The following is a 25,750-nucleotide window of genomic DNA, read 5'->3' as shown; positions in this document are numbered from 1 at the left end:
CATGGCGATTCTGGAACAGGGATTGATAATCGGCCTGATGGCCCTGGGAGTCTACATATCATTCAGAATTGTTGATCTTCCCGATCTTACGACGGACGGTTCCTTTGCCCTCGGAGCAGCCGTTGCCGTAAAAGCACTTGTCTCCGGTCTTCCCGCCTGGATTGCGATAATGCTAGCCGCCTTAACGGGAGCCATTGCCGGAAGCATTACGGGGACTATTCATAGAAAGCTCAAGATCAACGTTCTTCTTGCCGGAATTTTGGTCATGACAATGCTTTACTCAGTCAATCTCAGGGTAATGGGCGGACCCAATCTCCCAGTTCCAAGAGTCGTTCCAGAGGGGACAACTCAAAGCTTCGAGGAGATGAGCGGCGGTACTGGCCTAGATAACCTTTTCGAAGAGCTTGAGATCAACACTGAGAAGCGCCAATCAAGAACAACGGTAGTTGCCAAGAATATCTTTAATAACCAGCTCGATGGTTCTGACTTGTTACTAATAGTTGTCTTAATTTCTGCTGTGGTTGTAGTTCTGTCGGTTGCATTGAAATCTGACCCGGGAATGACACTGAGAGCATTTGGCAGTAATCCCTCGGGGGTGGTGTCTTTCGGAATATCCCAGGATGTTCTTGCCATTGCGGGGCTTACCATTGCCAACTGCGTTATAGGGTTGAGTGGCGGACTTTTCGCCCTCTACAGTGGGTTCTCTGACGCAACGATTGGGCAGGGAATGGTTGTAACGGGACTGGCTTCGGTAATAATGGGCGAGATACTTCTCGGGAGAGTAAAGCTTTTCTACGGCCTGCTTTCTCCAATAGTGGGTGGAGTGATATATCAGGCACTTCTCTCCCTAGCGATGAGATACGGATATAGGATCGGCTTTCTTGCAAGCGACATGAAACTACTCACAGCAGTTTTTATTATCACGGTTATTGGATTGCGTCAGCTTTCTTCAAGTGGAGGTAAACGAAAGGTGAAGCAGGAGGTGAAGAGGTTATGGTCGAATTCAAAGATCTGACTGTTACATACAATCCAGGGATGGAAAACGAAAGGGTGGCACTGAAAAATGTGAGTCTCACAGTTCTAGAGGGGCAGTTCGTGACAATCGTGGGGCCAAACGGTGCGGGAAAATCCACCCTTCTTAAGGTGATACTCGGTGAGGTTCAGCCGACATCCGGTCTCTACATGATCGACGGTAAGACAATGAATTACATGAAGCCACACAAACTTGCGGAGTTCATCGGTAGGGTTTACCAGGATCCGAACACAGGCATATTTCCGGCCCTCACCATTGCCGAAAATCTGATAATAGCCTCAAAGAAGGGAAATAGGCCTTTCAAGTTCAGTTCCGTCAAAGAAGAGGCAATATCGTTGCTAAGGGATCTGGGACTGGGGCTCGAAGACAGACTGAAAACCAAGGCAGGCGAGCTTTCAGGTGGGCAGAAACAGTCTCTGGCCATGGTGATGGCGATCTTGTCGAAACCGCGGCTTCTCCTTCTCGACGAACACACTGCTTCTCTAGACCCTGACAGCGCTTCCAGAGTCATGGAGTTGACTGAAAGGATAAACAGAGAATATGACATTACGATAATCATGATCACACACAACATGGATATCGCTAATTCATATGGAGAAAGGCTGATGAGACTGATGGAAGGCGAAGTGGTTAATGACGGGATGAGAAATATCGTTCCTCGGGTGACTTCAGCAGTGTAGTTGGCGACTTGAGATTCCACGAGTGAATAGGCTTTTGAATGCGAGTCTGTAAGGACCCTTAACGTAGTAGCCAAGATAGTTAGAAAGAAGTTTCCCAGTCATTCTTCCCTTGAGAAGATCTAAATGTTCTTCGAAATTCCTGTTGAACCTTTTTCTGAAGGCGTCTGCGATTTGCAGATGCCTGGCTGCCGGGAAGAGCCTTTCAAGATATCTTTCGTTAACAGTTTTGCCTTTGTAACCATCCTCAATGATCGAGAGTGCAGCCTGTCTGCCAGAATCGAGAGCAAAATCGATACCGGCGCCCGTCCAGTTATCAACAAGTCCCGCGCTGTCTCCTGCAACCAGCAAATTCGTGTATAGGTTGTTCAAACTAAGAACTACATCGGTATTGAAAGTAGGGATTGGTGTCCCCCGCAAATCAATCTCTTCACCGAAAGATCTCTTTATCAAGGTACTCATCTCTTCATAAGAGGGAGTCTTCTCCGAATCGGGGTAAATCCCACCTCCAACAGAGTCGAAAGACTCACCAGGGAAACTCCAAAGGTAACCATTGGGGATAAAGGTGACGGAAGCACTTCCCGTGGGAGAGCTGTAACCATAATATGCAACTCCAAAAGAGGGTGGTTCATGTCCAAGGAGTTTTGCCCCAAAAACGCCGGCCGAAACGATTACATAGTCAGAGGTCAACTCTCTTTCATCTGTCTTAACGACAAAACCTTGTTCCTCTTTCACGATCTCTCTCACTCTTGAAGAAAGGAATCTACCGCCTCTCTCAACTATGGATTTGAGAAGAGCATTATCAAATTCCTTCCTGTCAACAGTTTTGAATATTGTCTTCTTTGACATCAGAGTAGTAAGATGCTTCATCTGTCCGTCGATTAACCTGTTTATGCTTAACTCGTGACAGTCGAAGCCCTCGATATCCACTTCGGGAAATATCTCGTGGACCCTCTTCAAAGATCTTGGCGTCAAACCCCCTCCGCAGCCCTTTTCTCGTGGGAAGCTTTTAGAATCAAGAAGAAGGAAATCTATTCCGTCACGGGCAAAGATTCTTGAGGCGGCGAGTCCAGCGGGGCCTGCTCCAACTATTATTACCTTACTGTGCATCGACTCTCACCTTCCTGACTCTCATTATTAAAAGCACAACGACCATCTCAAGAAAGATGAGAAACAAGATGAAGATAACACCGGCCATCATACCGAAGTGATGGCCAAGAAGCCCTACGAGGAAATTAGACATTGCGCCGCCAATTGATGCAGCAACTGTGAACATTCCAATTGCGAACCCGATTCCATTTTTCATGGAGGATATGAGGATGGCTTGAAGCGTGGGAAAAGTTCCAGAAAAGCCAAAACCAGCAAATACTACCGCTAACGCAATCGCAATGGCGGATTGGAGAAGCAACGCTGCTCCAAACGAAACAAAAGCTATTATCACCATCATCAAAAGCGACAGCTCGTATCCAAGTTTATCGACGAAGATCCCGGCCAGTAATCTCCCGACGAATATCCCTGCCCAGAGAAGCGCCGGAAAGATGCTCGCGTATCTCATCTCAATACCCTTCGATTCAAACATGAAGCTCGAAAGCCATGAAGTGAAACCAATCTCGTAGCCCACATAAAGAAGAACACCCACCATAATAAGCCAGAAGATCTTCTTGGAAAAAATCTCCTTTCTGAAGTGAGTAGCCTTCTCATCACTTCCTACAAAGGGTATTCCGTAAAGAAACGGAATGAATGATAACAGCAGAAGCGATACAAAGAGAGCTATGAGAAACGGCTTCCACCATGACGTGTAGTCAACAAGAAAGGCCGCCACGATAAGAGGCGAGATAATTGAACCTATCGCAAAGAAAGAATGCATGAGGTTCAAAGCTCCCCCAGGCTTTTTGTAGTTCAGTCCTGAGACTGCTATTCCAATTGAAGTTTCCATACTTCCCGTCCCGAAGCTCACTGTCATACTTCCTACTAACAAAAGCCAGAATGACCGACCAACAGAGAGGACGGTCAATCCTGCAGCAATGCACACAATGCCTGCGGCAAGCAATTTAAAGGGTCCAAATCGATTAGAGAGAGAACTAACGACAATAGCCGAAGCCATAAAGGCAAGCGTAGGAAGTGAAAGCAAAACGCCTGCGATCTGATGGTCTAAGCCAAAGCTCTTCTCGATAGCCGGCAATGCGCTTCCAAGTATTATTGATGTAAACCCAAAGAGAAAGAAACCATAAGATGAAATCAGGCTAAAAGCTTTCTTTGTGTCCATGAGAGAATTCTAACACGAGGTATTGCAACTTTGACAGAGGTACTTCAAGAAGAAAAAAGCGCGGTCTTGAAGACCGCGCCAACCATATAACTATTTTACATAAAGAATGGTGTTACCGGGAAGAGAGAGCCAAAGACCAGAGAAACTACAGACATCAACTTGATAAGAATATCCATAGAAGGACCAACGGTGTCCTTCAGCGGATCTCCCACTGTATCTCCTACGACTGCAGCTTCGTGAGTCGGCGTACCCTTTCCTCCATACTCACCGGTTTCAATGAATTTCTTCGCATTGTCCCAGGCTCCTCCGGAGTTTGCACTGAATATAGCTATCATGATTGCGCTGGAGAGTCCGCCAACCAGCAAACCGGCAACTGCCGACCTACCAAAAAGGAATCCAACAATGAACGGTGAGGCGATCGCCACAACTCCGGGAGTAAGCATTCTGCTAACCGCACCCTTTGTCGTAATTTCAATGCATCTCCTGTAGTCAGGCACAGCTTCTCCAGTCCTGATCCCAGGAGTTTCCTTGAACTGCCTTCTAATCTCAACTATCATTAGATTTGCTGTATCGGCCACTCCCTTGATCAAAAGTGACGTGAAGAAGAAGGGAAGCATTCCTCCTAAAAGAATTCCGATAAGTGTATAGGGCTCTACCAGATTAATTACTGGATTGTTTATGATTTCTTCCGCTGTCCCAGCCGAACCCCATATGTAAGATACTATTAGTGAAAGAGCAGCAAAAGCTGCAGACCCTATTGCAAAGCCCTTCCCTATGGCCGCAGTAGTGTTGCCTACAGAATCTAGTCGGTCTGTGAGCTTCCTTACCTTCGGATCCAGATTTGCCATCTGAGCAATACCGCCCGCGTTGTCCGCAACTGGGCCGTAAGAGTCAACAGAAACGATATATCCGACAAAGGAAAGCATTCCAAGGGCCGCTATGGCTATTCCGTAGACCCCTGCAGACAAATATGCCGCAAGTATGGCAATAGCTAAGGTTATCACTGGCCATAGAGTGCTGCCCATTCCAAGAGCGAGACCGCCGGTGATGTTTATCGCGACTCCACTTTGAGTGTCTTTCGCGAGTTTTCTTGTAGGTTTGTAGTCATCGGACGTGTAATACTCGCTGAGCTTTGAGATGATTATTCCTGCAATCAAGCCGGAAGCAATTGCAAAAAAAAGTCTCCACCGTGAAACGAATTCGGGATTGATTAAGAATGCATCTTTGAATGGATAATCGGGCGCTGCGATCCCTATAACTATCGCTACCGATGCCAGGACAAGACCGCCGGTAAATAGATTCCCAAAACTGAGACTCTTGCGGGCATCCTTAGACTTCAAGCTTGCAACTACAAGAACACCAATCAGTGAAGAAAGAACACCGGCGCCGGCTATCAGGACCGGAAGCAATATCAGCCCATAATACTGGGACTCGGTCATAGTTCCATGATCAGCAAACTTCATGAAAATAGCAAGAACTATTGCAGAGACGATCGAAGCCACATAAGACTCGAGAATGTCCGCCCCCAAACCTGCAACGTCGCCAACGTTGTCACCTACGTTATCGGCTATTGTTGCGGGATTTCTCGGGTCGTCCTCTTCGATATGCTCTTCGATCTTTCCCACAAGGTCGGCACTCATGTCAGCCGCCTTAGTGTACATACCTCCGCCTACCCTGTCGAACAGCGCAATGAGACTGGCTCCGAGTGAATAAGAGCTGAGTATCATTACACCGTCTATGTAAGAGATCCTTCCAAAGGCTTTCGAAAGATCGGTAATGCCTTCAAAAACAAAGGAGCTCTTAAAAACCAGCATTACAACTGCCAAACCCGTTAAGGAGAAACCGGCGACGGCGAGCCCCATAACGGATCCGCTTGAAAAAGCAACTTTGAAAGCACTTGACAATCCGCTCTCTGCCCCGGCTGCTACCCTTGCATTCGCTCTCGTGGCCGCATACATTCCGATTACTCCTGCGGCCTCAGAAACAAGGGCTCCAAAGAGAAGGACAATCGGGTACTTGAAAGACTGAAAGATTATTCCCAGGACGGCTGCAAGAATTACCGCAACAAGGAATATCTTTTTTGCTTCTTCCTCCAAAAAAGCAGAGGCACCTTCTTGAACGTACTTAGATAGCTCTTTCATCCTGTCGTTACCCTGCGAAAACCCAAGAGTTCTCCGCAACATGACGAAAGCAAAGATGGTAGATATGATCCCTGCTACAAGTGGTAAGTACAGTGAGTTCATTTCTTCTCCCTCCTACTTTGCTACTATATTGGAACAATTGTCTCCATTAGGAATCCCAGCTGACATCCCATCTTTCGAAGCAGTTTTTAGGGAGCTTCTCTACGAAATCATGCCCGCTTCTAAAGACGTATCTGTTCCCTATCATAGGTCTCGATCTCCCGCCCTTCTGCCTGAGTATGTAAAGATAATCTTTCGCCCTAGTAACGGCAACATAGAATATTCGTTCTTCTTCGCTGAGAGAACCTTCTAATATTGCCATTGAATTTGGGAAATCGCCGGGATTGGCCGCTAGAATAAACACGACCTCCCATTCAAGACCCTTCGCCTGATGCACAGTGGAAAGTACAACCGACGGCTGTTTTTCAGCCGACTCGCGCTCAATGTCTATCTTTTCGCTGACAGCCAGATCCTCAAGCAGATCGGATATGGAAATGTAGCGGCCCGCGATCTCTATAAGTCTTTCAACATCCATTCTTCTCTCTCTAGCATCCGGAAACTTCTCGTCGAGATAATCACCGTAAAAATCGGCATAAAACCTTCTAACGATTTCCGTTGGAGGCTCCTCTTCATTCGTTGCACCCAAAATACTCACGAGTTTATCGAGTTTTATCCGTTTGCTCACATGGGAGTTTACTACCTCCTCAGCTCTGTGACCGTCGTTGGCAGCTGCTGAGATACCCTGAATTATCCTGAGGGAGGTCGCATTTCCCACGCCGGGAAATAGCCTCAAAATCCTACCCCAGGAAACTTGATCAAGAGGATTCTCTATTACTTTGAGCAATGCGAGAATATCCTTCACGTGGGCCGTCTCTGTAAATCTGGGACCCGAGTAGAGAGTGAAATTCATTTTTCGCTTGTCCATCTCCATCTGTAGCTCAAGGGAGTGATAGTGCGAACGATACAGGACGGCGATGTTTTCGGGATCTACCCCGTCATCTATATGTTCTTGAATTCTCTGGGCAACGAAAGATGCCTCCTCAAGATTGTCCCAGGTCTCGGCAACAACCGGGATCGGCCCGTTCATACGAACGGCTCTCAGCTGTTTTTCAATTGAATCCTGAGGAACTATCGAATTTATCAGTTCGACTATTTGAGGAGTTGAACGGTAGTTCGTCTGTATCTTGTAGATCCTGGCATCTTTAGCCGAAAGAAAATCATAGACATTCTCAAACCTTGCTCCACGGAAAGAGTAGATGGACTGAGCGTCATCACCTACGACAATAAGGTTCCCATGGACCGAGGAAAGCATTTCAACGAGTCTGAACTGAAGAACGTTCGTATCTTGAAACTCATCGACTAGAACCCATCTGAACCTCTCGGCCTCTTTGTTCAAGATCGATGGATTGTCGTTGAAGAGCTTTAGCGCTTTAAGGAGAAGATCGTCATAGTCGACACAGTTCTGAACAGTCTTCTCTTGAACGTACCGTTTCCAGATCTCTTCAATCTCATCATAAGAGCCGAGAAACTTCCTGTTCTTTCTCGCTGTAGACTCTCTAAGAGATGAAAGAACATTAACCGAATACGAGTAGATACTCTGTAGCACGCCCGCTGAAGGAAGAGTCGAACTATTGATACCCTTTCTCTCTTCTAGTAATTCTGTTCTACAGTGTTTTATGAGGTCTTTGGCATCTTCTCTGTCAAGAATCGTGAAATTTTCCGCTAAGCCAGCGGCCTTAGCATACTTTCTCAAGAAATAATTGCAGACATGGTGAAAAGTACCCGAAAGCATTCCCTTAAGGTTCGATCCGCTAACACGTCTTGCGCGATCGATCATTTCTCTGGAAGCCGCCCTGGTAAAAGTCACTAGAAGAATGTTTTGGGGGTTTATTGAATTTGAAACAAGATGAGCGATTTTGTAAGTTATGACTCTTGTCTTTCCAGAACCCGGTCCTGCAACTATTAAAGAACGGCCGCTTGATTCAATGACAGCCTTCAACTGCTCTTCGTCTAGTCCTTCGGTTAAAAATCCGGGAATTTCTGAACTTTTGAGAGTATATTTCTTCATCGACGACAGCGGCCCCCTTCTGATAAGATTTTACCATAAGGGCGAAGTGGCTTCACTTTGACACTTTCTACCTGGAGGAAATCATGACGAACGAAACTGGCGGTGCAAAACAGATCGTAGTCTCTCTCATTCTACTGGCAGCAGTGTTTCTGGTTGGAATTATCGGATACTCGATAATCGAAGGGTACAGTCCGATCGATTCGATATTTATGATAATGATAACGATCTCTACTGTCGGATATGGGACGATTACCGAACTTTCTCAGGCAGGAAAAATCTTTACAAGCATAGTGATTCTTGCCAGTATCACCATAGTTGTTTACGCCGTATCCAACATAACTGCCTTTCTCGTCGAAGGTAGGGTAAACAAAATGATCAGGAGGAGAAGAATTTTGAAAACCATAGAGAAGCTTGAGAATCATTTTATAGTAATCGGCGGTGGTGATCTGGGGTCGACTATCGCTCACGAGATGTCGAAGAGAAATAACGATGTGGTAATTGTTGAGAAGAGCGAAGAGAGGCTCAAAGATTTGACTTCACGAGAGGGAGGAAAGCTGATCTATGTTTCTGGAGACGCCACTGAAGAAGAAACGCTAAAAAGCGCGGGAGTAGAGAAGGCTCAAGGTTTGATGTCATGGTTACCGGACGACGTGGACAACATTTTTGTTGTTCTCACCGCCAGGGGAATGAACAAGAGCATGAAGATAATCTCAAAAGTTGCCCATCGCGAGAACATCAACAAGCTGAACTATGCCGGGGCCGACAAAGTGATTCCCATTCAAGAAATCGGTGCGCATCGAATGGTTACGATGATGCTTAATCCAACTGTAATCGGCTTTCTTGACACGATATCTCAATCGGGTTCGCTTCAGCTTCGCTTCGAAGAAGTGAAAGTGCCAGGCAATTTCAGACCAGAGGGCATGACGCTTGAAGCTTTGAAAATTCCTCAAAGGATTGGGTTGATTGTGATTGCAACGGTCTGCGACGGTGTGAACAAATTCAACCCGAGCGCATCAACTATTGTAAAGCCGGGAGACAGTCTCATGGTGCTTGGTGAGCATGAGCAGGTTGAAAAACTTCAGAGCTTGCTCGGCGGTAATTTGAACGTCGAGCCTCAAGAGAACAACTCGTTCATCCCACTTATCTTAGAGGGAAACTATCTTTCGACGCCTGTAGCAGGAGAGTTTGGAGATTTATAACCAGTAGTTTTCAAGGACCATAACTATGTTTGATATTAAAAGGAGGACTAGGATGGCAGACAGGGCAATCAAATGCTCGGCAAACAGTCTTGATTTCGCGCAAAAAGTGGCTGGCTTCTCGGCTAAAGCAGTAGAGCTCAAAGCCCCGTTTTCTGGAAGGCCTGAAGCACACAGGAATCAGCACGATCTATATGTAGTAATCTCGGGAAAGGCAAAGGTCAAGACCGGTGAACTCACAGGGAAGGTGGATGAGATTTCTGAAGGAGAGTACAGAAGCGACGAAATGATAGTTAATGAAGAACATACGCTTCAAATTGGCGAATCTCTTCTCATTCCAGCCGGTCTAGCACATACTGTAATCGTTGAATCAGGAGTCTTTGCGCAGTGGGTATTCAAAATAGATAAAAGGTGACTCAGTCGCAAATGTTCCATTGAAAACTATTAGGGTAGCAGTGAAAACCGCTTTGTTTAAGAGATCTCACGGAGTATAAAACGACTACTCTTATCTCGTTTTTACTCATCGCTTCCGCCCAAGGGTGTATTTTCCGCTCTGAGACGCATTTGTAATTCCAACCAGGGAAGATATGATCTTGTTTCATTGTTGTTCAGGTAATGTTTTGGTGTTCTAAGATTAACGTCTGCTATCTCGAGGCTGCTTCATTCTGTTTACTCCTGGACTTCCATACTTGTTTTTCAAATGGATTGAACTTTGCTTTGAACAAGATAGAGTGGCCTCGTTGCGCAGTTTATTTCTTTCTTCCAAAACAACAGAGTTTTTGCGAAATCTTACAGTGTCTGGACAATCTATTATGAAGTGCCACAGGAATAAACACTCTCGTAGCTCCAAAGCATTCTTGAAGAGACTTACCAATTCACACCGTTTTGTTTTTCCACGTTTCCATTTGAATCATGAATCACAGTCTTTTATCGGGCTGTTCCTGGCCATCTCTGAGGCCGCCTTAACTGCATCAACCTTCTCTTCGAACACATGAATCATCTTCTCTTCACTTTCATGGTCGACTACCCATTTGTCCTCGTGGGGTTTGACATGAGAAATATCCTCAATAAACCTTCTCTGATCTCTGGAACTTTCTTCAGTTAATCATCAAAATCCATTGGCTCACTTCCCAAGTTTTGTGAAGAAGCAATATTGAGTGAAGCTCACAAGTTCATCAAAGCTAATCTTCAACCACCGAGTCTCTTGCGATCAGCGCAGCTCCAAAGGCCCCCACTATCTCCGGAGCTTCAGGGACTATGATCTCTGTTCCGAAAAGTTCCTTCAAAGCGTCAACAACTCCAGAGTTTCTCGCAACGCCCCCGGTGAAAACAAGGGGAACGGGAGATCCAAGTCTCGAATACATTGCTCCAACTCTCTTGGCAATGGCTCTAAACAGACCAGACGAGATGTTCTCGATCCTCTCTCCCATTCCGATCAAGGAAACGACTTCGGACTCTGCGAAAACTGTGCAGACAGAACTTATAGAGATGTCTTTATTCCGTTTCCTAGCCATAAGGGCCATCTCATCTATTTCAAGTTCAAGTGCGGCCGCCGTAACTTCCAGAAACCTTCCCGTTCCAGCTGCGCATTTGTCGTTCATGGCGAAGTCATCGACATTACCGTCCGGGGATAGCCGAATTACCTTGCTGTCCTGACCACCGACGTCGATTATCCCCCTTGCCTCTGGAAAGAGTTCGAAGACTCCCCTGGCGTGGCATGAGATTTCCGTAATCCTATCACTTGCAGAGGAAACCAGCAACCTTCCATAACCAGTGGAAACACATTTTCCTATGCGTTTGCCTTCCTTCGAGGCCACTTCAGTCATCTCCGCAATTAGAGCTTCGGCCGTATTTGAAGCTCTTACACCGGTCTTCAATGTCTTCGAGAAAATGATTCTTCCTTCTTTGTCTATCAGAACTGCGTTAGTCGTGGTAGAACCGGAATCGACCCCGGCGAAAAGCATCTTTATTCCCTCCTTGGAAGGTGACACTGATCTTACGCTATTCTTCTCCATCAATGCTCCTATTCTCGTCGACAACTGCCCTTGGGAATTGATAGGATAATCAAGTTCTATTCTGTAGACACTTTTGCCATCCTTAGGACGCACAAAATCATAGAAATCACAGAACTTCGGTGCCACAAAGACCGTCGCATCAACTTCCCCATTTGAACGAAATTCTCCCTCCGAGAACCGAGCGCACGGCGATCTCCACTTAAGGAGTCTCTCTGCAACTGCTTGAAACGGATCGGGTTTCTCTTGGGTTCTCTCTGAAAATGGTCTAGCTCCCAAACAGGTGTCGTTCATAACGATCACGCCTCCGGTCTTCTTAACGGCTGCATCTAAAGCTCCAATGTCAGTTATCCCGCCGGTTATTGCAAGCCGGCTCTTGCCTAGAGTTGCTCCGTATTTCGAAGTGTAAGTTGCCTGCATGCCATTAAGTGGCTGTAAATATAGGTTTGAAAGGTCTCCTGCAGCCAATCTCTTTTCATTCGCTTGCACAAAATCGACAAGTTTGTTGAATCTAAGAATGCCTTCTCGAAGATCGACGGAAATACCTGAGCTCTCGAGGAAGTAAACTAACCTTTGAATCTCGACTGCCAAGAATCTTACTGATTCTCCATCCCTTTTCCAGGGTAATCTGAGGATGAATACGTTTGCCAAGGAGAGTTCATCGAGAAGGTCTCCAACTCTACGCATTGCATCGCAGGAATCGACTATCAAGAGACAATCATTCGAGTCAAGCTCCATGCCCTTCTGATAGACTGTCTTTGCATATCCGCAAAGGTTGCATCCCAGTTCATGACTCGAGGTCGGAGAAGATGTCATCAGCCTCTGAAAAGCAATATCACTACCCATAAGTACTTCCAAAGGTAAATAGCTACATGTGTAGTAGATCATCTTCTATTCTCCAGTATTTCGAGGAAGGCTTCCACTCTTGTTCGAAGCTGCCCCGCACCTTGTGATGAATGATCGACACAGTCTCCCGTTAACTCTAGAAATGGAATCTTCTCACTTTCAAACAACCTCTTGAGGAAAGGTACGCCTCCGGAAGACTGCCTGCAACCCCAATGAGAGAAGTGGATAACCCCATCGACATTGAAATCTCTGGCGAGACCCAAACAGAACTCGCCCCGATCAACGACGCTACCGCAAAGCGGATTGAAAACAAGCTTTTTTGCAAGGCTTTCTAGCGGTCGGTCGGGATCTACTGGATATATCCAGTCCCACATAAGTTCGTTACCTACAACTAGATTTTCACTATTAGGTGAAAATAACTCGAATAACTCATTGTCGTAATAAGGTGGTATGTGTAGCCATAGTATCCTCTTTGCGTTTTCGGGGATTACTTTAAGGCTCTCCGCGACGTTTCTGGAGCCCAATGCAATTCGAGGATCACCGGCAAGAGTATGAAGGACATACAGCGAGTTCATATGTTCGTAGAGATGCTGAGGAAGATACGAGTCGTGCGCTCTGAGCCTAGCCTTTTCGAGGTTATTTATCAGTTCTCTTTCATAAGATAATCTCAATGACAACTCATCCATCTTGAAAGGCTTCCCGGTGATCTCTTGAATTGTGACAATTACATCTTTCAGTTGAGACAGGACGTACCCAACCGCTTCCTGCTTCCGACCTCTGGGCACATCGATCAGAATAAAAGGCACATCGTACTCTCCAGCTATTCTCTTGAAAGTCGGGAGGTTTCCATCGCATAGAATGCTTGTGGTCATCACCAGTTTCGGCGGAGGAAGTAACTTTCTCAAAGAAACACCGAGAGAAGCCCTATGAAAAGTGCACAAAGAGTCGCTTATTCCAGCCTGCGAAGAAACAGAGATTGCCGTGTCCTCAAGATGCATAGACGAAAGAGCGCCTGAAATGCCTTCGGCCGAAACGGGTCTAAGCCCCGCCGAAAGAAGAAGTTCTGAAGGGTTCATCAGATTTACCCACGCGGTCTTCTCACCCTTCACTGCATGGTAGACCTCTTCCAAAGCCAAATGATTGACCGTATTGACAAATCGCGGTCGATCTCTGTCTGGAAAATACTTTCTTCTGAAGTTCTCAAATGCCATGCCGAGCTGAAGCCATTTCTTGAAACTATCTCTGTCATCTATGTGATTTCTGAGAAAGCTCCCGAATCTAACACTCTTTCTTGACATTAACTATGCCCTCACTCCCGCCATCGAAAATCACTGACACCACCATTATCCTTATTTAGTCAGGAATGTTAAAAGAGATTCAATTATACCCTCTTGAGAACAGAGAGTTTATCGTTCATCATAATTGCTCTTTCCGCTGCCACTATCAGCCTGACAAGAATCCCTTCTAACTGCTCGGCGGTTGAGCTTCGTTTTCCGCTTGCAACCCAAATGAAAGGGACTTTCTGAAGTGATAGCCGTATATTGCAAATTCGACTGACAAAGGGAAAAGCGACGGCTTGAAGAAAATCGTCCACAAGAGCAACGACCAGTAGTTCATTCTGCCTTTATCCTTAATTCCAAGTACCCATAGGGACTTCAAAAAAGCCTTGATACTATCGGTGAAAGGCCTAACGTGTTTAACTGAATTAGGTTTGTAGTTCTTAAGAAAGGTAATTACTCTCTGGGTGTAAGGCTTCGGCGCGTAGATGCTCTTGAGAATTCTGTAGTATCCGTCTACCAGATTCTTCATTCCCATCTTGGGAACTATGTTAGTCATAATGCTGGTGTTGTTGCCGGAGAACTCCGATACGATCCTGTTCTCTTTTTTCAGTCTCTGGAAAAGTCTCGTTCCCGTTGGTGCAGTGAGAACACCGACCATCGCCGTCACTATACCGCTCTTCTGAATGAAATCGATCATGTTGCTAAATACCGAGGGTTTGTCATGATCGAAACCCACAATGAACCCTCCCTGAACCTGAAGTCCGAACTCCTGCATCTTTCTCACAGATGAAAGCAAGTCCCTGTTTCGATTCTGGAACTTACCGCACTCAACTAGACTTTCCTCTTCGGTAGTCTCTATCCCAACGAATACGGTTCCAAAACTTGCATCTACCATGAGTCTCATGAGTTCGTCGTCATCTGAAAGATCGATTGAGGCTTCTGTATTCAGCACGAATGGATAGTTCCTTTTTTTCATCCATTCTGCAATGGCTGGAAGAATCTCTCTCTTCAGTTTTACCTTATTGCCGATGAAGTTATCGTCAACTAAGAATACTCCTCCACGCCAGCCGACTTTATATAAAGCTTCCATTTCAGCGACAAGCTTTTCAGCGCTCTTTGTCCTGGGAATGTGCCCGTTGAGCAGAACGATGTCACAGAACTCACAGTTGTAAGGGCAGCCTCTAGAGTACTGGATGTTCATTGAAGAGTACTTTCTCATGTCCAAAAGACTCCAGTCTGGAATGGGACTACTTTCAATATCCGGAAAATCATCGGATTTGTAGATGTGCTTGGCCTGTCCTTTCTCCAAATCAAGTAGAAATGGCTCCAATGTCTTCTCTGCTTCGCCGAGGACAAGGTGATCGACCTCACTGAACTCCTCGGGTCTTGTTGTAAAGAGCGGCCCGCCCGCTACAGTTTTGACACCCAAATCTTTACACTTCTGAATAACATTCTTTGTCGAGTCGAACTGAATATCCATTGAGCTAATCATTACGTAATCCGATTTCTCTATATCTTCATCGCGCAGAGTATCTGTGTTCATATCGATGAGTTTCTTCTCCCATTCTTTAGGCAACATAGCGGCAACGGTCATGAGTCCCAGCGGTGGATATGCAGCCTTTTTCGAGACGAATTTCAAGGCATGTTTGAAACTCCAGAACGTTTCTGGATATTCTGGATAAACCATCAAAACTCTCATATCTCCACTTCCTTTCTCTAATGATGCTCAACACTCTGAAAATTATTTCTTTGTAAATCGATTCCTGCAGGAAAAATTATCGCCAAGCTAGTCGTTGATTTTTTTCTGCTGAGTTAACCGGCTTCGTTCACTAGAAGTTTTTATAAGACAAAGATTTGCTAACGTCGGAAAGAGTAGTAATCTGTTGGTGACCGAAACCCAACTTATCCCGCAGTGGTCCATAAATAATCTTATCACACAGTCCTCATCTTCAAAGTCTATCTGTCCATCTTGTCTTGCCAACACAAGGGCTTCTCAACTAGACTCAAGATCTTCTGATAAAGTTACCTACCACTGAAGACAGTGTCTGTTTACTTCAAAATGAAGTTACTCTTATACATCAATTACCTTCTTACACAAACCAGTTGGGAAACTCCTTCAAGAAGAATAATAAGATGAAAACTGCTTTGCCACTACGGAAATGGAGTACCTCCTATAAATAGTTTTGCTCCCGTTCTCGGCAATCATCTTCATTCTTCTTGCGGAGGGTCTTACATCTATCAGCAGTCTCCTTAACTCCTTTTCGATCGAAACCTCGTCGGTTGTATCAATGAGAAAACCATTGTATCCGTCACGTATATAACTCTTCACTCCCCCACGCTTTGGCGCGATAGCCACAAAGCCTGCAGCCATGGCTTCAAGTATGGCTATTCCAAACTCCTCTTTGAAGGAAGGAGCAACATACGTCGGAGGCCACGGAGTGGCTTTTACTCGCGAAATACTATTTTCAAGACATCTAATCTCATCGTTGTTCATCGCAGGTAAGTGGCAGAATCTCCCGTGGAGTTCTTTGTTTTGTCTCACGTATTTCCTGATCTCCTCAAGTTCGTTTGCTTCGATTCTATTTGGATGATCCAGATCTCCCCCGACTATAACTAAATTAAACGAATTCCAGAGACCGGAGTTTCCCCAGGCCGTTAGTAGTTTCACCTGGCCCTTTGCAGGATCAAGTCTTCCAACCGTAAGAAGCAGAGGATTGTTTCTGAAAGATCTTTCGAGGTAGAATTCCTTATCTTTCTCGAACAGCATCGAATAGAGAGGCCCATTCACAAAAATCGGGCACTCATTCCGTAATGATATACCTTCCGGCATCATCGTGAGTTTCTTTGAGATACTTTCGTCGAGAAGTGGCGGATAGTATGCAAGTAGCTGATTCCTGCTCTCCTCACTTCCTATTCCGAAAAGCCCGTCGCAATCCCTAAGCATCTTCCACGATACTTCGACTTTTGAAGTCTCTCTTACTGCATCAACAGCATCCAGTTTGATAAGAGACCCTTTCTGATCTACGAAGCGCCACTGGGGATCGGGTGTTACCGTAAAAAAGGACCGGATCCCAGTCTTTTTCGATAGATCGAGCATCGCTTGAGAAGCGAAATCCGAAAACCTCATATGAAATTGTTCCGGGCTTATTCCCGCAATCGAAAGTATGTCTGTAACGTTCGAAATTAGAGTAGTTCTCTCTTCAAGGAAGTTATTCATAATCATCTTTTCGTAGCCTAGAAAAGGAACATATATTAAGAAGTGATGTTCTCTTTCCGTTCTCCACAATCGGTCCATTCTCGATATTTCCCTCATTTCGAGTGGAACGATTGTAACAACACCCGGTAAGTTCTGAGTCAGTTCATTTCCGAGTGTTCTGAGAAACGTTCCCATTCCACCACTGGAGCCCTTTCCTGTCTTCAGAGGATCACCATAGAAACTGAACTGAACAAGAACTGAGTTCACACGAATCTGATCTCTCAGATCTATAAGCAAAGAGTAAATCTTTTTTAAGCAAGGACCAGCAGTTAAGGCCGGGTGATTATCAGGAAGATTGATTCCATACCTCACCGCTTTCAAGATAATACCGAGGTGAAGTGAAAGATCATCTCCGAGAGACTTACCTATCATTTCCCTAATTAATGGTCTTTTCTCACCTGATAGCAGGAGCAGAAGAGAGCGGACCCTTTCATTCTCTTTCCATAGATCTAGCAGGGCTTCCGGATCGAAGCCATCTCTTCCGTCAAGTACCGCAGACTCGAGAAGGACTGAAGCATGCTTTTTTGCAGCAACTAGATCGGAAGAATCATAGCGAATTACTCTTGAGAGAAGTGAATCGATCTCTTCTGACTTTCCAATAACAGTCAGCAAATCTCTAAATGCAAGTTTTCTTCCACTACGTTGTACTCCTCTGAACAACGATGTGGACAAAAGAATGTCATTCTCCCACTCCCTAAGCTTTGTTTCTAATGCCTCATAGCTAAGAACCTCACCCATCCTGATTGCAGAAAGAATTCTTACTAGATTGCTTTGATGAAGAGATAATTTTTCAAGCTTCTTGGGTTCGTTAAGCTGAGAGATCAAGTGCTGAGAAGCCGAGAAATCATCGTTAATAACAACACCGTCACGAACTCTCTCAGGCGTCTTCGAAGGCAAGTACAGATTTCTCCACCCTATCTGCGATGTTCCGGACACTTTCGAACAGTCTCGATTCTTTATCTTGCACCTTCTCACCTCAACAACGATGATATCAGTTAGAGTCTCTTCCACTGAAGTGAAGATACACTCTAATCCAGTCTCTAAAAACAGTCTAGTCCGCAGTGCATTGTGATTATAGAGTTCGTTTGGTATAGAAATCGGCCAGTAGCAATCTTTTCAGAATAACTTTCATGCTGTGCAACAACTGGTAAAGGATCTTTAGAAGATCGAGGGGAGACAAAGAATATTTGATCAATCACTCTTTTCCGAAAAATAAAGTCTTTCATGCGATAGTTCATCTTTTGAAAGCGATGAGGTTTTTTAAGCAAGAACAAGAGTAACTGTCCAAACAGAAACAAAAAAGGGGAGATAACTCCCCCTGGTGGAGCCGAGGGGATTCGAACCCCCGGCCTCCGCCTTGCGAAGGCGGCGCGCTCCCAGCTGTGCTACGGCCCCACATAAAATTGATTATAGCCTGAATCAACAAGGAATTCAATCAGATATGCAGATTAGAGACTAGACGGAATACCTATTAGCTCCCCGAATTTGAAGATACTCAAATCAGTTGAATGACATGGCTTTAGTACAAAAGCAGTATCTATCCCGTGGTTTGTTCCGCCTGCCGAAATCACCCACTGATCGGTTCTTACAATTCCTGCATCGGCTGCCATTATGGCTATCTCAACGGCTACTTTCGTTCCCTGGCCAAAGAGGCGCAGGGCTGTCGCAAAAATCTGTAGAGGATACACACCGCCATTCGCTTTGGCAAAAGCTACTTCTATTCCTCTGAAGAGATGGGTCACTGTAAGTAGTGAATGTCGACTTCCAGAATAGAGCTTCCTAACTTGAGGGTCGAATTCATCTTCATCTGGTTCTCGAAAGCCAACACTATGGGTGACGATTATCAACCGGACTGAATCAGGGACAAGATCAAAAGCCATTCTTGCAACTACACCACTCGTAGAAGGCAAGATCACTTTATCGATATTCTTCTCCTCGGCCCTTTCAAATATTCTCGCAAGGAGTGTTTTTGTTGTTTCTTCGTCACTCTTTGAAAAGTACATCGTCATTGCTTCATTTCTCCTTTTCAGTTTCAGCTTCTTTAATCGCTTTGCTGATGATTCCTTCATCCACCAGATAAGGAAGCGTTATCTGCTCGCTCCCCCTCTTTTGCCTGTTGAATTCAGATGCAACTGACAGGGCGTTTTCGTTTCTCGCCCAGGCTCTTCTGGCCACACCACTCATGACGTCCCAAGATATCGATGTTCTGATAATTTTATCCACTCTCTCGCTTCCATCCAATACAAGACCAAAGCCACCGTTTATTGCCTTGCCTATTCCAACGCCTCCACCGTTGTGGAGCGAGACCATGCTCATGCCTCTTGCAGCATTGCCAGCAAAGCACTGGGTTGCCATGTCTGCCATAATATTGCTTCCATCCTTTATGTTCGATGTCTCCCTGAAAGGCGAATCGGTACCGCCGGTGTCGTGGTGATCTCTCCCAATCATTATCGGACCTATCTCTCCGCATCTCACCATCTCGTTGAATTTCAGAGCGATATCGCGTCTTCCGGCAGCATCCTGATAAAGTATTCTCGCCTGCGTGCCAACTACAAGCCGGTTCTTATCGGCGTCCCTAATCCAGATGTAATTGTCCCTGTCCTGGCCTCGTCGATCTGGATCAATAAGACTCATTGCTGCGGCATCGGTTTTCAACAAGTCCTCCTTTTTGCCGCTGAGGCATACCCATCTGAACGGTCCGTACCCGAAATCGAAAAGCATTGGACCCATTATATCTTCTACATAAGAGGGAAAAATGAATCCTTCCGAAGTATCCGTTCCATTCTTCGCAATTTCTTTTGCACCGGCATCGAAGACCGCTTTCATGAAGGAATTGCCGTAGTCGAAGAAATAGGTTCCCTTGTGAACAAGCATTCTTATCAGACTGAAATGCCTCACGAGTGATTTATCTACCAGTTCTATAAATCTTTTCCTGTCACTTCTCAGTAGCTCGGTTCTCTCATCGAAAGTCAAACCCTGAGGACAGTAACCTCCATCATAGGGAGCATGACAGGACGTCTGATCCGAAAGCAATTCAATGTGAACATCATTATTTACAGCGTATTCGAGAAGATCCACTATGTTCCCGTGAAAGGCAATAGCTTGGCTTTCTCTGCTCTTCATCTTTTCTATTGCGAGAGCGAATGCTTCAGAAGGATCTTCGATCACCTCGTCAACCCATCCCTGTTCGAGTCGCGTCTCGATCCTTGATCGGTCAACTTCGGCAATTATGCCGACACCGCCCGCTATCTTTACGGCCTTTCCCTGAGCTCCGCTCATTCCTCCCAGTCCCGATGAGACAAAGAGATGACCACCAAGATCGCCTTCGTCACCAATGCCGAGTTTCAGTCTTCCTGCATTGAGAATCGTGTTGAAGGTTCCATGGACAATTCCTTGAGGCCCTATGTACATCCAGCCACCCGCGGTCATCTGGCCATAATTAGCAACTCCAAGCGCCTGTGCCCTTATCCACTGTTCCTGATTATCAAACATTCCTACCATAAGGGCGTTTGTTATGATTACTCTTGGACTAGATTTGTTTGAACTGAATAATCCAAGCGGGTGTCCAGACATTACAACCAGAGTCTGATCTTCAGTCAATTCCTCAAGGTACCTTTTGATAAGCCTGTACTGCATCCAGTTCTGACAGACCTGTCCCGTCTCACCGTAAGTGACGAGTTCATAAGGGTAGAGAGCAACATCGAAGTCAAGATTGTTATCTATCATTACCTGAAATGCTTTACCTTCAATGCACTTCCCCTTATACATTTCGATAGGCCTGCCCTTTATTTCACCCCGAGGCCTATATCTATATCCGTAGATCCTGCCCATCGTTAAAAGTTCATTTAGGAATTCTGGGGCAAGTTTCTCATGAAGCCTTACAGGTATGTAACGCAGCGCATTCACTAGAGCAAGCTCTATCTCCTTTTTAGAGAGAGTTAGTTCTCTCTTCGGTGCTCTCCGGATTCCCGGCTTGAATTCTGGATCCGGTGGCAAAGTATCTTCCAGTTTGATTTCCATAGATTTGAAAATCTCTTCTGAAGAAAGCAAGACATTACCTCCTTTTATTCTGATGAGTCATTGTTTCTGTATTCAAAAACCGGTAACTATTATCTTCGCTAGATCCCGAAAGCTCCCGTTATTGAATCTCTAAAGAACTCCCAATGCGGCGGCAAAAAGGTGAATACTACGAAGGAAGCACCTAGCAAGACCAACATTACAAGTGAAATGATTCCTGCAGTTGAATCTGCAGCGATCCTGGGTGAGATCTTGAACGACACTAGCTGCCCCAGTGCAATCGCGATTACCATGAGAAGTACATCAAGAATGAGACCGTAATGAATGACAAGAGAATAGGAATACAAACCTCCAAGAATCGTTACGCACATCACGTAGATTCCAACTGCCTTTCCAGAGAGAAAAGAAGCGGTCGGTATCTCACTGCAAAACAGCAATTCTAGAAAAAGAAGTATTAGTCCAGGCGTGAAAACCATTTTAAGGAGCTCCCGGATACTTTCATTTACCGGCGCAAAAATACCTACGATAGCATCGTCCCCGCTCCAGTCATAGGCCATGTGAAGCAAGGTACCAACAATAAATACGAAAGAGAAGCCTACTACTTCACAACTAGGAAAACTGGTCTTTCTCACCGACATCTCCACACACTACCAAATATATCCTTCCGTGAACTTCGATTTGACGATTCTCAATTTCCTAGGAATATCGATTTCGTATGGGCACCGTTCATTACATACACCGCAATCATCGCAACTATCTAAGCCGGGAGATATGGTACTGTACTCTGAAAGACCCTGCTCTTCACTTCCAAACCAGTGAGCCAGTCTGTCCCTCAAGGCATAATCTGCAGCATCCCTCACTTTTCCGTCGAGCATCTGCCTGTCATAGCGACCTTCTGCGAGAAAGAAACCGGGAATATTTATCCCTTGCGGACATGGGAGACACTTCATGCACTGCCTGCAAACATAGTTACCGAGCTCAGGAGCGGTTAGAAGCAATTCGTCAAGTTCTTCAGAAGAAAATGGTTCCTTCTCAATGAGGCGAAGATCTTCTTCAAGCTGCTCAATAGAATTTATCCCGCTTACGATACACGAGACGGGAATAGTCAAAGTATACCTGAAAGCGTTTTCGGTGCTCCTCCATAAATAGCCGTCGGCAAGTGGTTTCATCGCAACTATCCCTATGTTGTTAGAGACTGCAAAGGGTATCACCTTTGTTTCTATCTCAGGGAAATTGAATCTGTCATAGTAGTTCATCTGTGTCATGAAGAGATCGAAAGGATATTCCTTGAGCGCTCTCAATAGTGTTCCGCCATAACCATGACTGGTTATTCCCACGTAACTTATGAGTCCTTCCCTCTTGGCCCATTCTATAGTCCTCAGTGCACCATCTGAGGAGGATATCTCTTCCCAGTCGCTATTCTTTGTAACGGCGTGGAGAAAGAGTATGTCTATGTGCTCTCTCCCAAGAGCCTTGAGGGTGGCCAAAAGATCCCTTTCGGAAGACTTCCTGTCTCTTCCTTCGGTCTTCGAAGCAACTATTATCCCGTCTTTGGGTAGAACTAGAGAGAGTTTTCTCTCGGACACTCCATCACCGTAAGACCTTGCGGTCTCAAAATAATTCCCGCCCGCTTCGAGGTATCTTTCGACGATCTCCTTCACAGTCTCAAGCTCTATCTCGAGAAGATGAAAACCTCCCAACCCCAGAAGAGATACCTCAAGATCTGTCTTCCCAAGTCTGCGATATTCCATTTTTTCACCCCCTGATGAGAATCTTGCTAGGTTGTATGTGGGATGTAAACTCTCTCTTTTAACTTCGAAAGAAACTCATTTACAGTCAATAACTCCAAAATTCCTGTAAAGCGTTTTCCACATTTGAATTTAAAAGACGAACAAAGTTCAGTAGCCTTAAGTCATATAAATCGTGAAAAGCTTCTTCTGCTACCACCCTGCCCGGAGGTCTTCCGGGCTTTTTAATTTCTCGACATTCCTGAATAAAGTGCAAGTTCCAAATGACACTCAGAAATCTATTGAAAGTATTATCCCTGTTCTTTGATTTGCGCGGCTACTCTTTACCCATTCATCGATTTTCCCTACAGGAGCGTAACCCGGGGAAAGCTCAGAGAAGCGTTTTGTAAGCCTCTCTTCATTTGTAAGCCTGTACATGCTTTGTAGAAAGTCAAAGACTTTTCCATACCTTATCTCTATTCTTTCAAGCGCATCCAAAACTCTTTTTCCTCCAGTCACTCCGATCTCTTTAGAAATCCCTCTGCAGAATCCTTATTTTGTCATCGTGAACTTCAGCTGCCGTTATCACTTCATTTCACTGATTACTCCTATGCCTTGAGGACCGAGATGAGTACCGATAATTGCTTCGATAACTCTCGATTCTACTTCGGCTTCGGGAGCTTTCTCGCGCAACATCCTTTCTAAAGTTTTGCCGTCTTCCTTCCTCCATATAGTCAGAACCCTAGCTCTACGCAATCTCTCAGGTGGAATCTCACTGAACACATGGCTCACAAGAACATCCAGAAGCTTCTTGTTTCCTCTAACATTTTCCACGGGTTTGAGCTCACCTTCGTCAACAATAATCACAGGCTTCATCTTGAGAAGATTTCCCATTAGTGCCTTCGCCTTTCCAATTCTTCCGCCCTTCTGAAGGTAGCTCAAGTCATCTGTCGAACAGAACGTTCTAGTCTTTTCGTGAAAATTCGTTCCGTATTCCACTAGTTCATCAAGGTTGGCACCAGAGTTTATCATGTCGCCAAGGTTCTTCACCAGCATTCCCGTCCCATCGGCGATAAGCTGTGAGTCTATGACATGGATGGGCTTCTCAAAGGCTTTGGCGGCAATGTTGGCAGAAACATTGGTTCCGCTCAGCTTTCCAGACAGCACCGGCACAATCAGCGCATCGTATGTCTCCAAGGCTTCCTTGAAGACAGGAATGAAATCTTGAGGTGAAGGCTGAGACGTCCTGGGCAATTCCGCAGCCGCGGCGAGTTCTTCGTAGTATTCATCGAGATTAAGCTCTGTAGCTTTAGTATAGTTACCGTTTCGGCTTATATACAGAGAAACGATTCGTACATCGTATTCCTTTATCTCTTCGGCAGTCAGATTACATGTATTGTCAGTTACCAAACCTATTTTCATTCTACCCACCCCCTTCATCAAACTATTCTACAATTATTGCCATTAGATACAAAATCCAGTGGAAATCGAGATGTTGCAAAGAATATTCTTGCGTTACAATGATGATGCTATCCCCAATGATCGGGAATAATGATAATGTAGAAAGGGTTGCCAAAGCAGTTTGAACGAGAGGAGCAAAAACAATTATGGCTTTTGAGATCAGGGGAGTAGTTGAAGGCTTTTATGGCAAACCGTGGACAATGGATATCAGAAGAGAAGTTATTCAGTATCTTGGAGATCACGGTTTCAACACGTATATCTATGCTCCAAAGGACGATGAGCTACACAGAAAGCGCTGGCGTGAGCAATATGACGAAAACTTCTTCAAAGAGTTCTCTATACTGGTTCAGGAAGCGGAATCCCGTGGAATATCGATAGTATTTGCGGTGAGTCCCGGGTTGAATATAACGTATTCCAGCAATTCAGATGTAAGTGCCATGGTAGAAAAGCTAATGAGGTTGGCAGATGCGGGTGTCCGTTCCTTTGGACTTTTTTATGATGATATTCCGGAAACCTTGATTTATGAAAAAGATCGGAACACTTTCTCTTCCCTCTCATCGGCACAGGCATATTTCACAAATTCAGTTTTCAAAAGCATTAACGAGAAGCTCAAGACTCTTTCCCGGTTTATGATCTGTCCCACTCAGTACTGCGGTCGCGAAGCAACCGAGTATATGAAGACACTTGGAACAGAACTAGACAGGAATATCTCAATCCTTTGGACCGGGCCCGACGTTTGCTCTAATGTTCTAAGTGCAGATAATGCAGAGTTGGCCGAGAATGCCTTCCAAAGGAAGATCCTGTTGTGGGATAATTATCCTGTTAACGATGCTTCTATGGTACCAGAGCTTCATGTAGGTCCTTATGAAGGCAGAGACCCGAACATTGTCAATCACGCGGAGGGTATAGTTTTAAACCCCATGATTCAACCTTTAGCTTCGAAAATCGCAATTTTCTCGGCATCGGAATTCCTTCTAGACCCTTATCGCTATGATTCTGACTTATCCTGGAGGAGAGCAATCTCCGAGATTGCACCGGGTTGTGAAGAAGAGATGATCCATTTCTGTGAATACAATCTTCGAAGTCCCGTACACACTACCCACTCCGAGAGACTTACAGGACTCACAAGTAACTTGAGCAAACTCTTATCGAAAAACAGATGGACTGAGGTCTATGAAATCCTTTTGGACGAAGCAACAAAGATCTCAGGATCGGAAAAAGCGCTAAATGAAAGGCTATCCGCTGATCTGATCCGTGAGATCGAACCCTGGATATTTGAGTTCTCTCTTTGGGGAGATGCTCTGACGAAAACAACTGGGATTTTGGCGATGAGAGATCTAATGTTTTCAAGCTCCGTGAGCTATGAGGAACTTTCGGAAACTACTAAACTATGCAGAGAAATCGAAATATCCCTTTGCAAACTGGTAAAGACCGAAACGCTTACGAGTGGTATTCTCTTCAGAGAAATCGTTCAAGAGATTCTCGTCAGAACAAAGGGCTATCTCAAACTCATAATCGATTAGTGTTACAGACCTGATAACTGTTTTGGGAATTGCAGTTGCCATGCTAAGTTAGATCGAATTGAAAGGAGCTGAAAGAAATGAATCTGCTAAGAAGAGACGACCTGACGCCGAAGTGCCCATATTGCGAGGGAGAGCTCACAGAGCTTTACTACAAAACAAAGGGACCAGGCTTTTAGTTCAGCAAAAATGTGGTATATTTCTGCCCCGT

General features: G+C 45.2%; 20 protein-coding genes and 1 tRNA gene. 5 read left to right on the top strand and 16 right to left on the bottom strand.

Annotated features, from left to right (window positions below; genetic code table 11):
- Position 1: 1 nt before the first annotated feature.
- Together THEBA_RS05155 and THEBA_RS05150 are read left to right on the top strand one after the other, a co-directional pair.
- On the top strand, positions 2–1,015 hold the full coding sequence (locus THEBA_RS05155; RefSeq protein ID WP_014730729.1) for an ABC transporter permease: 1,014 nt from the start codon (positions 2–4) through the stop codon (positions 1,013–1,015).
- Positions 994–1,713: an ABC transporter ATP-binding protein gene (locus THEBA_RS05150; protein WP_014730728.1), complete on the top strand. Its 720-nt coding sequence runs from the start codon at positions 994–996 to the stop codon at positions 1,711–1,713. The genes THEBA_RS05155 and THEBA_RS05150 overlap by 22 nt, the downstream gene beginning before the upstream one ends.
- Here the strand turns inward: THEBA_RS05150 and THEBA_RS05145 are convergent.
- The 4 genes from THEBA_RS05145 to THEBA_RS05130 form a co-directional block, all read right to left on the bottom strand.
- Positions 1,702–2,820 carry an FAD-dependent monooxygenase gene (locus THEBA_RS05145; RefSeq protein ID WP_014730727.1) on the bottom strand — a complete coding sequence of 373 codons (1,119 nt, stop codon included), beginning with the start codon at positions 2,818–2,820 and terminating at the stop codon, positions 1,702–1,704. The genes THEBA_RS05150 and THEBA_RS05145 overlap by 12 nt on opposite strands.
- Positions 2,810–3,976 (bottom strand): MFS transporter, encoded by a 1,167-nt coding sequence (locus THEBA_RS05140; protein WP_014730726.1) that lies wholly within the window; start codon positions 3,974–3,976, stop codon positions 2,810–2,812. The genes THEBA_RS05145 and THEBA_RS05140 overlap by 11 nt, the downstream gene beginning before the upstream one ends.
- Before the next feature lie 95 nt (positions 3,977–4,071).
- Positions 4,072–6,219, bottom strand: coding sequence for a sodium-translocating pyrophosphatase (locus THEBA_RS05135; RefSeq protein ID WP_014730725.1), 2,148 nt, complete (start codon positions 6,217–6,219; stop codon positions 4,072–4,074).
- A 46-nt stretch (positions 6,220–6,265) separates the two neighbouring features.
- Positions 6,266–8,224 carry an ATP-dependent helicase gene (locus THEBA_RS05130; RefSeq protein WP_014730724.1) on the bottom strand — a complete coding sequence of 653 codons (1,959 nt, stop codon included), beginning with the start codon at positions 8,222–8,224 and terminating at the stop codon, positions 6,266–6,268.
- An 83-nt stretch (positions 8,225–8,307) separates the two neighbouring features.
- On the opposite strand from THEBA_RS05130, the gene THEBA_RS05125 reads away from it, so the two are divergent.
- Both THEBA_RS05125 and THEBA_RS05120 read left to right on the top strand, forming a co-directional pair.
- Positions 8,308–9,423, top strand: a complete 1,116-nt coding sequence (locus THEBA_RS05125; protein ID WP_014730723.1) for a potassium channel family protein — start codon at positions 8,308–8,310, stop codon at positions 9,421–9,423.
- Positions 9,424–9,475: 52 nt separating this feature from the next.
- Complete coding sequence (locus tag THEBA_RS05120) at positions 9,476–9,835, top strand: cupin domain-containing protein (protein WP_014730722.1); 360 nt, start codon at positions 9,476–9,478, stop codon at positions 9,833–9,835.
- Positions 9,836–10,330: 495 nt separating this feature from the next.
- Here THEBA_RS05120 and THEBA_RS14950 read toward each other — a convergent pair whose 3' ends face one another.
- The 12 genes from THEBA_RS14950 to THEBA_RS05065 all read right to left on the bottom strand — a co-directional run bounded on the left by THEBA_RS14950 (position 10,331) and on the right by THEBA_RS05065 (position 23,980).
- On the bottom strand, positions 10,331–10,480 hold the full coding sequence (locus THEBA_RS14950) for a DUF2188 domain-containing protein (protein WP_367358633.1): 150 nt from the start codon (positions 10,478–10,480) through the stop codon (positions 10,331–10,333).
- A 121-nt stretch (positions 10,481–10,601) separates the two neighbouring features.
- Positions 10,602–12,320: an acyl-CoA dehydratase activase gene (locus THEBA_RS05115; RefSeq protein WP_014730721.1), complete on the bottom strand. Its 1,719-nt coding sequence runs from the start codon at positions 12,318–12,320 to the stop codon at positions 10,602–10,604.
- On the bottom strand, positions 12,317–13,576 hold the full coding sequence (locus tag THEBA_RS05110) for a 2-hydroxyacyl-CoA dehydratase subunit D (RefSeq protein WP_014730720.1): 1,260 nt from the start codon (positions 13,574–13,576) through the stop codon (positions 12,317–12,319). Before THEBA_RS05110 ends, THEBA_RS05115 begins: the two co-directional genes overlap by 4 nt.
- A gap of 166 nt (positions 13,577–13,742) precedes the next feature.
- Entirely contained in the window at positions 13,743–15,257 is a 1,515-nt protein-coding gene (locus THEBA_RS05105; protein ID WP_014730719.1) for a B12-binding domain-containing radical SAM protein, read from the bottom strand.
- 417 nt (positions 15,258–15,674) lie between these two features.
- Positions 15,675–17,711, bottom strand: coding sequence for a glycosyltransferase family 4 protein (locus THEBA_RS05100; RefSeq protein ID WP_014730718.1), 2,037 nt, complete (start codon positions 17,709–17,711; stop codon positions 15,675–15,677).
- Between the two features lie 422 nt (positions 17,712–18,133).
- A tRNA-Ala gene (locus tag THEBA_RS05095) sits at positions 18,134–18,209 on the bottom strand.
- A gap of 53 nt (positions 18,210–18,262) precedes the next feature.
- Positions 18,263–18,823, bottom strand: a complete 561-nt coding sequence (locus tag THEBA_RS05090; RefSeq protein ID WP_006492738.1) for a pyruvate kinase alpha/beta domain-containing protein — start codon at positions 18,821–18,823, stop codon at positions 18,263–18,265.
- Between the two features lie 4 nt (positions 18,824–18,827).
- On the bottom strand, positions 18,828–20,834 hold the full coding sequence (locus tag THEBA_RS05085; protein WP_201764219.1) for a urocanate hydratase: 2,007 nt from the start codon (positions 20,832–20,834) through the stop codon (positions 18,828–18,830).
- 98 nt (positions 20,835–20,932) lie between these two features.
- The gene (locus tag THEBA_RS05080) at positions 20,933–21,469 is read right to left on the bottom strand and encodes a DUF6512 family protein (protein ID WP_407656330.1); all 537 of its coding nucleotides are present in this window, start codon (positions 21,467–21,469) and stop codon (positions 20,933–20,935) included.
- Positions 21,470–21,478: 9 nt separating this feature from the next.
- On the bottom strand, positions 21,479–22,582 hold the full coding sequence (locus THEBA_RS05075) for an aldo/keto reductase (protein ID WP_006492735.1): 1,104 nt from the start codon (positions 22,580–22,582) through the stop codon (positions 21,479–21,481).
- 267 nt (positions 22,583–22,849) lie between these two features.
- Positions 22,850–23,077, bottom strand: coding sequence for a hypothetical protein (locus THEBA_RS05070; RefSeq protein ID WP_236609212.1), 228 nt, complete (start codon positions 23,075–23,077; stop codon positions 22,850–22,852).
- A gap of 66 nt (positions 23,078–23,143) precedes the next feature.
- Positions 23,144–23,980, bottom strand: coding sequence for a DegV family protein (locus THEBA_RS05065; protein WP_014730716.1), 837 nt, complete (start codon positions 23,978–23,980; stop codon positions 23,144–23,146).
- Positions 23,981–24,165: 185 nt separating this feature from the next.
- Between THEBA_RS05065 and THEBA_RS05060 the strand changes: the two genes are divergently transcribed.
- Positions 24,166–25,542: a protein O-GlcNAcase gene (locus tag THEBA_RS05060; protein WP_014730715.1), complete on the top strand. Its 1,377-nt coding sequence runs from the start codon at positions 24,166–24,168 to the stop codon at positions 25,540–25,542.
- The last annotated feature ends 208 nt before the right edge of the window (positions 25,543–25,750 follow it).

This window comes from Mesotoga prima MesG1.Ag.4.2 (genome assembly GCF_000147715.2).
GTDB lineage: Bacteria > Thermotogota > Thermotogae > Petrotogales > Kosmotogaceae > Mesotoga > Mesotoga prima.
The sequence above is the reverse complement of the archived record's forward strand: the minus strand, read 5'-3'. Positions and strand labels throughout refer to the sequence as shown.

Bases quoted from the DNA above. Each gene is read 5' to 3' on its own strand.
- THEBA_RS05135 (WP_014730725.1), bottom strand. From the start codon at position 6,219: ATGAACTCACTGTACTTACCACTTGTAGCAGGGATCATATCTACCATC.
- THEBA_RS05130 (WP_014730724.1), bottom strand. From the start codon at position 8,224: ATGAAGAAATATACTCTCAAAAGTTCAGAAATTCCCGGATTTTTAACC.
- THEBA_RS05105 (WP_014730719.1), bottom strand. From the start codon at position 15,257: ATGAGAGTTTTGATGGTTTATCCAGAATATCCAGAAACGTTCTGGAGT.
- THEBA_RS05120 (WP_014730722.1), top strand. From the start codon at position 9,476: ATGGCAGACAGGGCAATCAAATGCTCGGCAAACAGTCTTGATTTCGCG.
- THEBA_RS05110 (WP_014730720.1), bottom strand. From the start codon at position 13,576: ATGTCAAGAAAGAGTGTTAGATTCGGGAGCTTTCTCAGAAATCACATA.
- THEBA_RS05150 (WP_014730728.1), top strand. From the start codon at position 994: ATGGTCGAATTCAAAGATCTGACTGTTACATACAATCCAGGGATGGAA.
- THEBA_RS05065 (WP_014730716.1), bottom strand. From the start codon at position 23,980: ATGAAAATAGGTTTGGTAACTGACAATACATGTAATCTGACTGCCGAA.
- THEBA_RS05090 (WP_006492738.1), bottom strand. From the start codon at position 18,823: ATGACGATGTACTTTTCAAAGAGTGACGAAGAAACAACAAAAACACTC.
- THEBA_RS05075 (WP_006492735.1), bottom strand. From the start codon at position 22,582: ATGGAATATCGCAGACTTGGGAAGACAGATCTTGAGGTATCTCTTCTG.
- THEBA_RS05155 (WP_014730729.1), top strand. From the start codon at position 2: ATGGCGATTCTGGAACAGGGATTGATAATCGGCCTGATGGCCCTGGGA.
- THEBA_RS05140 (WP_014730726.1), bottom strand. From the start codon at position 3,976: ATGGACACAAAGAAAGCTTTTAGCCTGATTTCATCTTATGGTTTCTTT.
- THEBA_RS05115 (WP_014730721.1), bottom strand. From the start codon at position 12,320: ATGATCTACTACACATGTAGCTATTTACCTTTGGAAGTACTTATGGGT.
- THEBA_RS05125 (WP_014730723.1), top strand. From the start codon at position 8,308: ATGACGAACGAAACTGGCGGTGCAAAACAGATCGTAGTCTCTCTCATT.
- THEBA_RS05060 (WP_014730715.1), top strand. From the start codon at position 24,166: ATGGCTTTTGAGATCAGGGGAGTAGTTGAAGGCTTTTATGGCAAACCG.
- THEBA_RS05085 (WP_201764219.1), bottom strand. From the start codon at position 20,834: ATGGAAATCAAACTGGAAGATACTTTGCCACCGGATCCAGAATTCAAG.
- THEBA_RS05080 (WP_407656330.1), bottom strand. From the start codon at position 21,469: ATGTCGGTGAGAAAGACCAGTTTTCCTAGTTGTGAAGTAGTAGGCTTC.
- THEBA_RS05145 (WP_014730727.1), bottom strand. From the start codon at position 2,820: ATGCACAGTAAGGTAATAATAGTTGGAGCAGGCCCCGCTGGACTCGCC.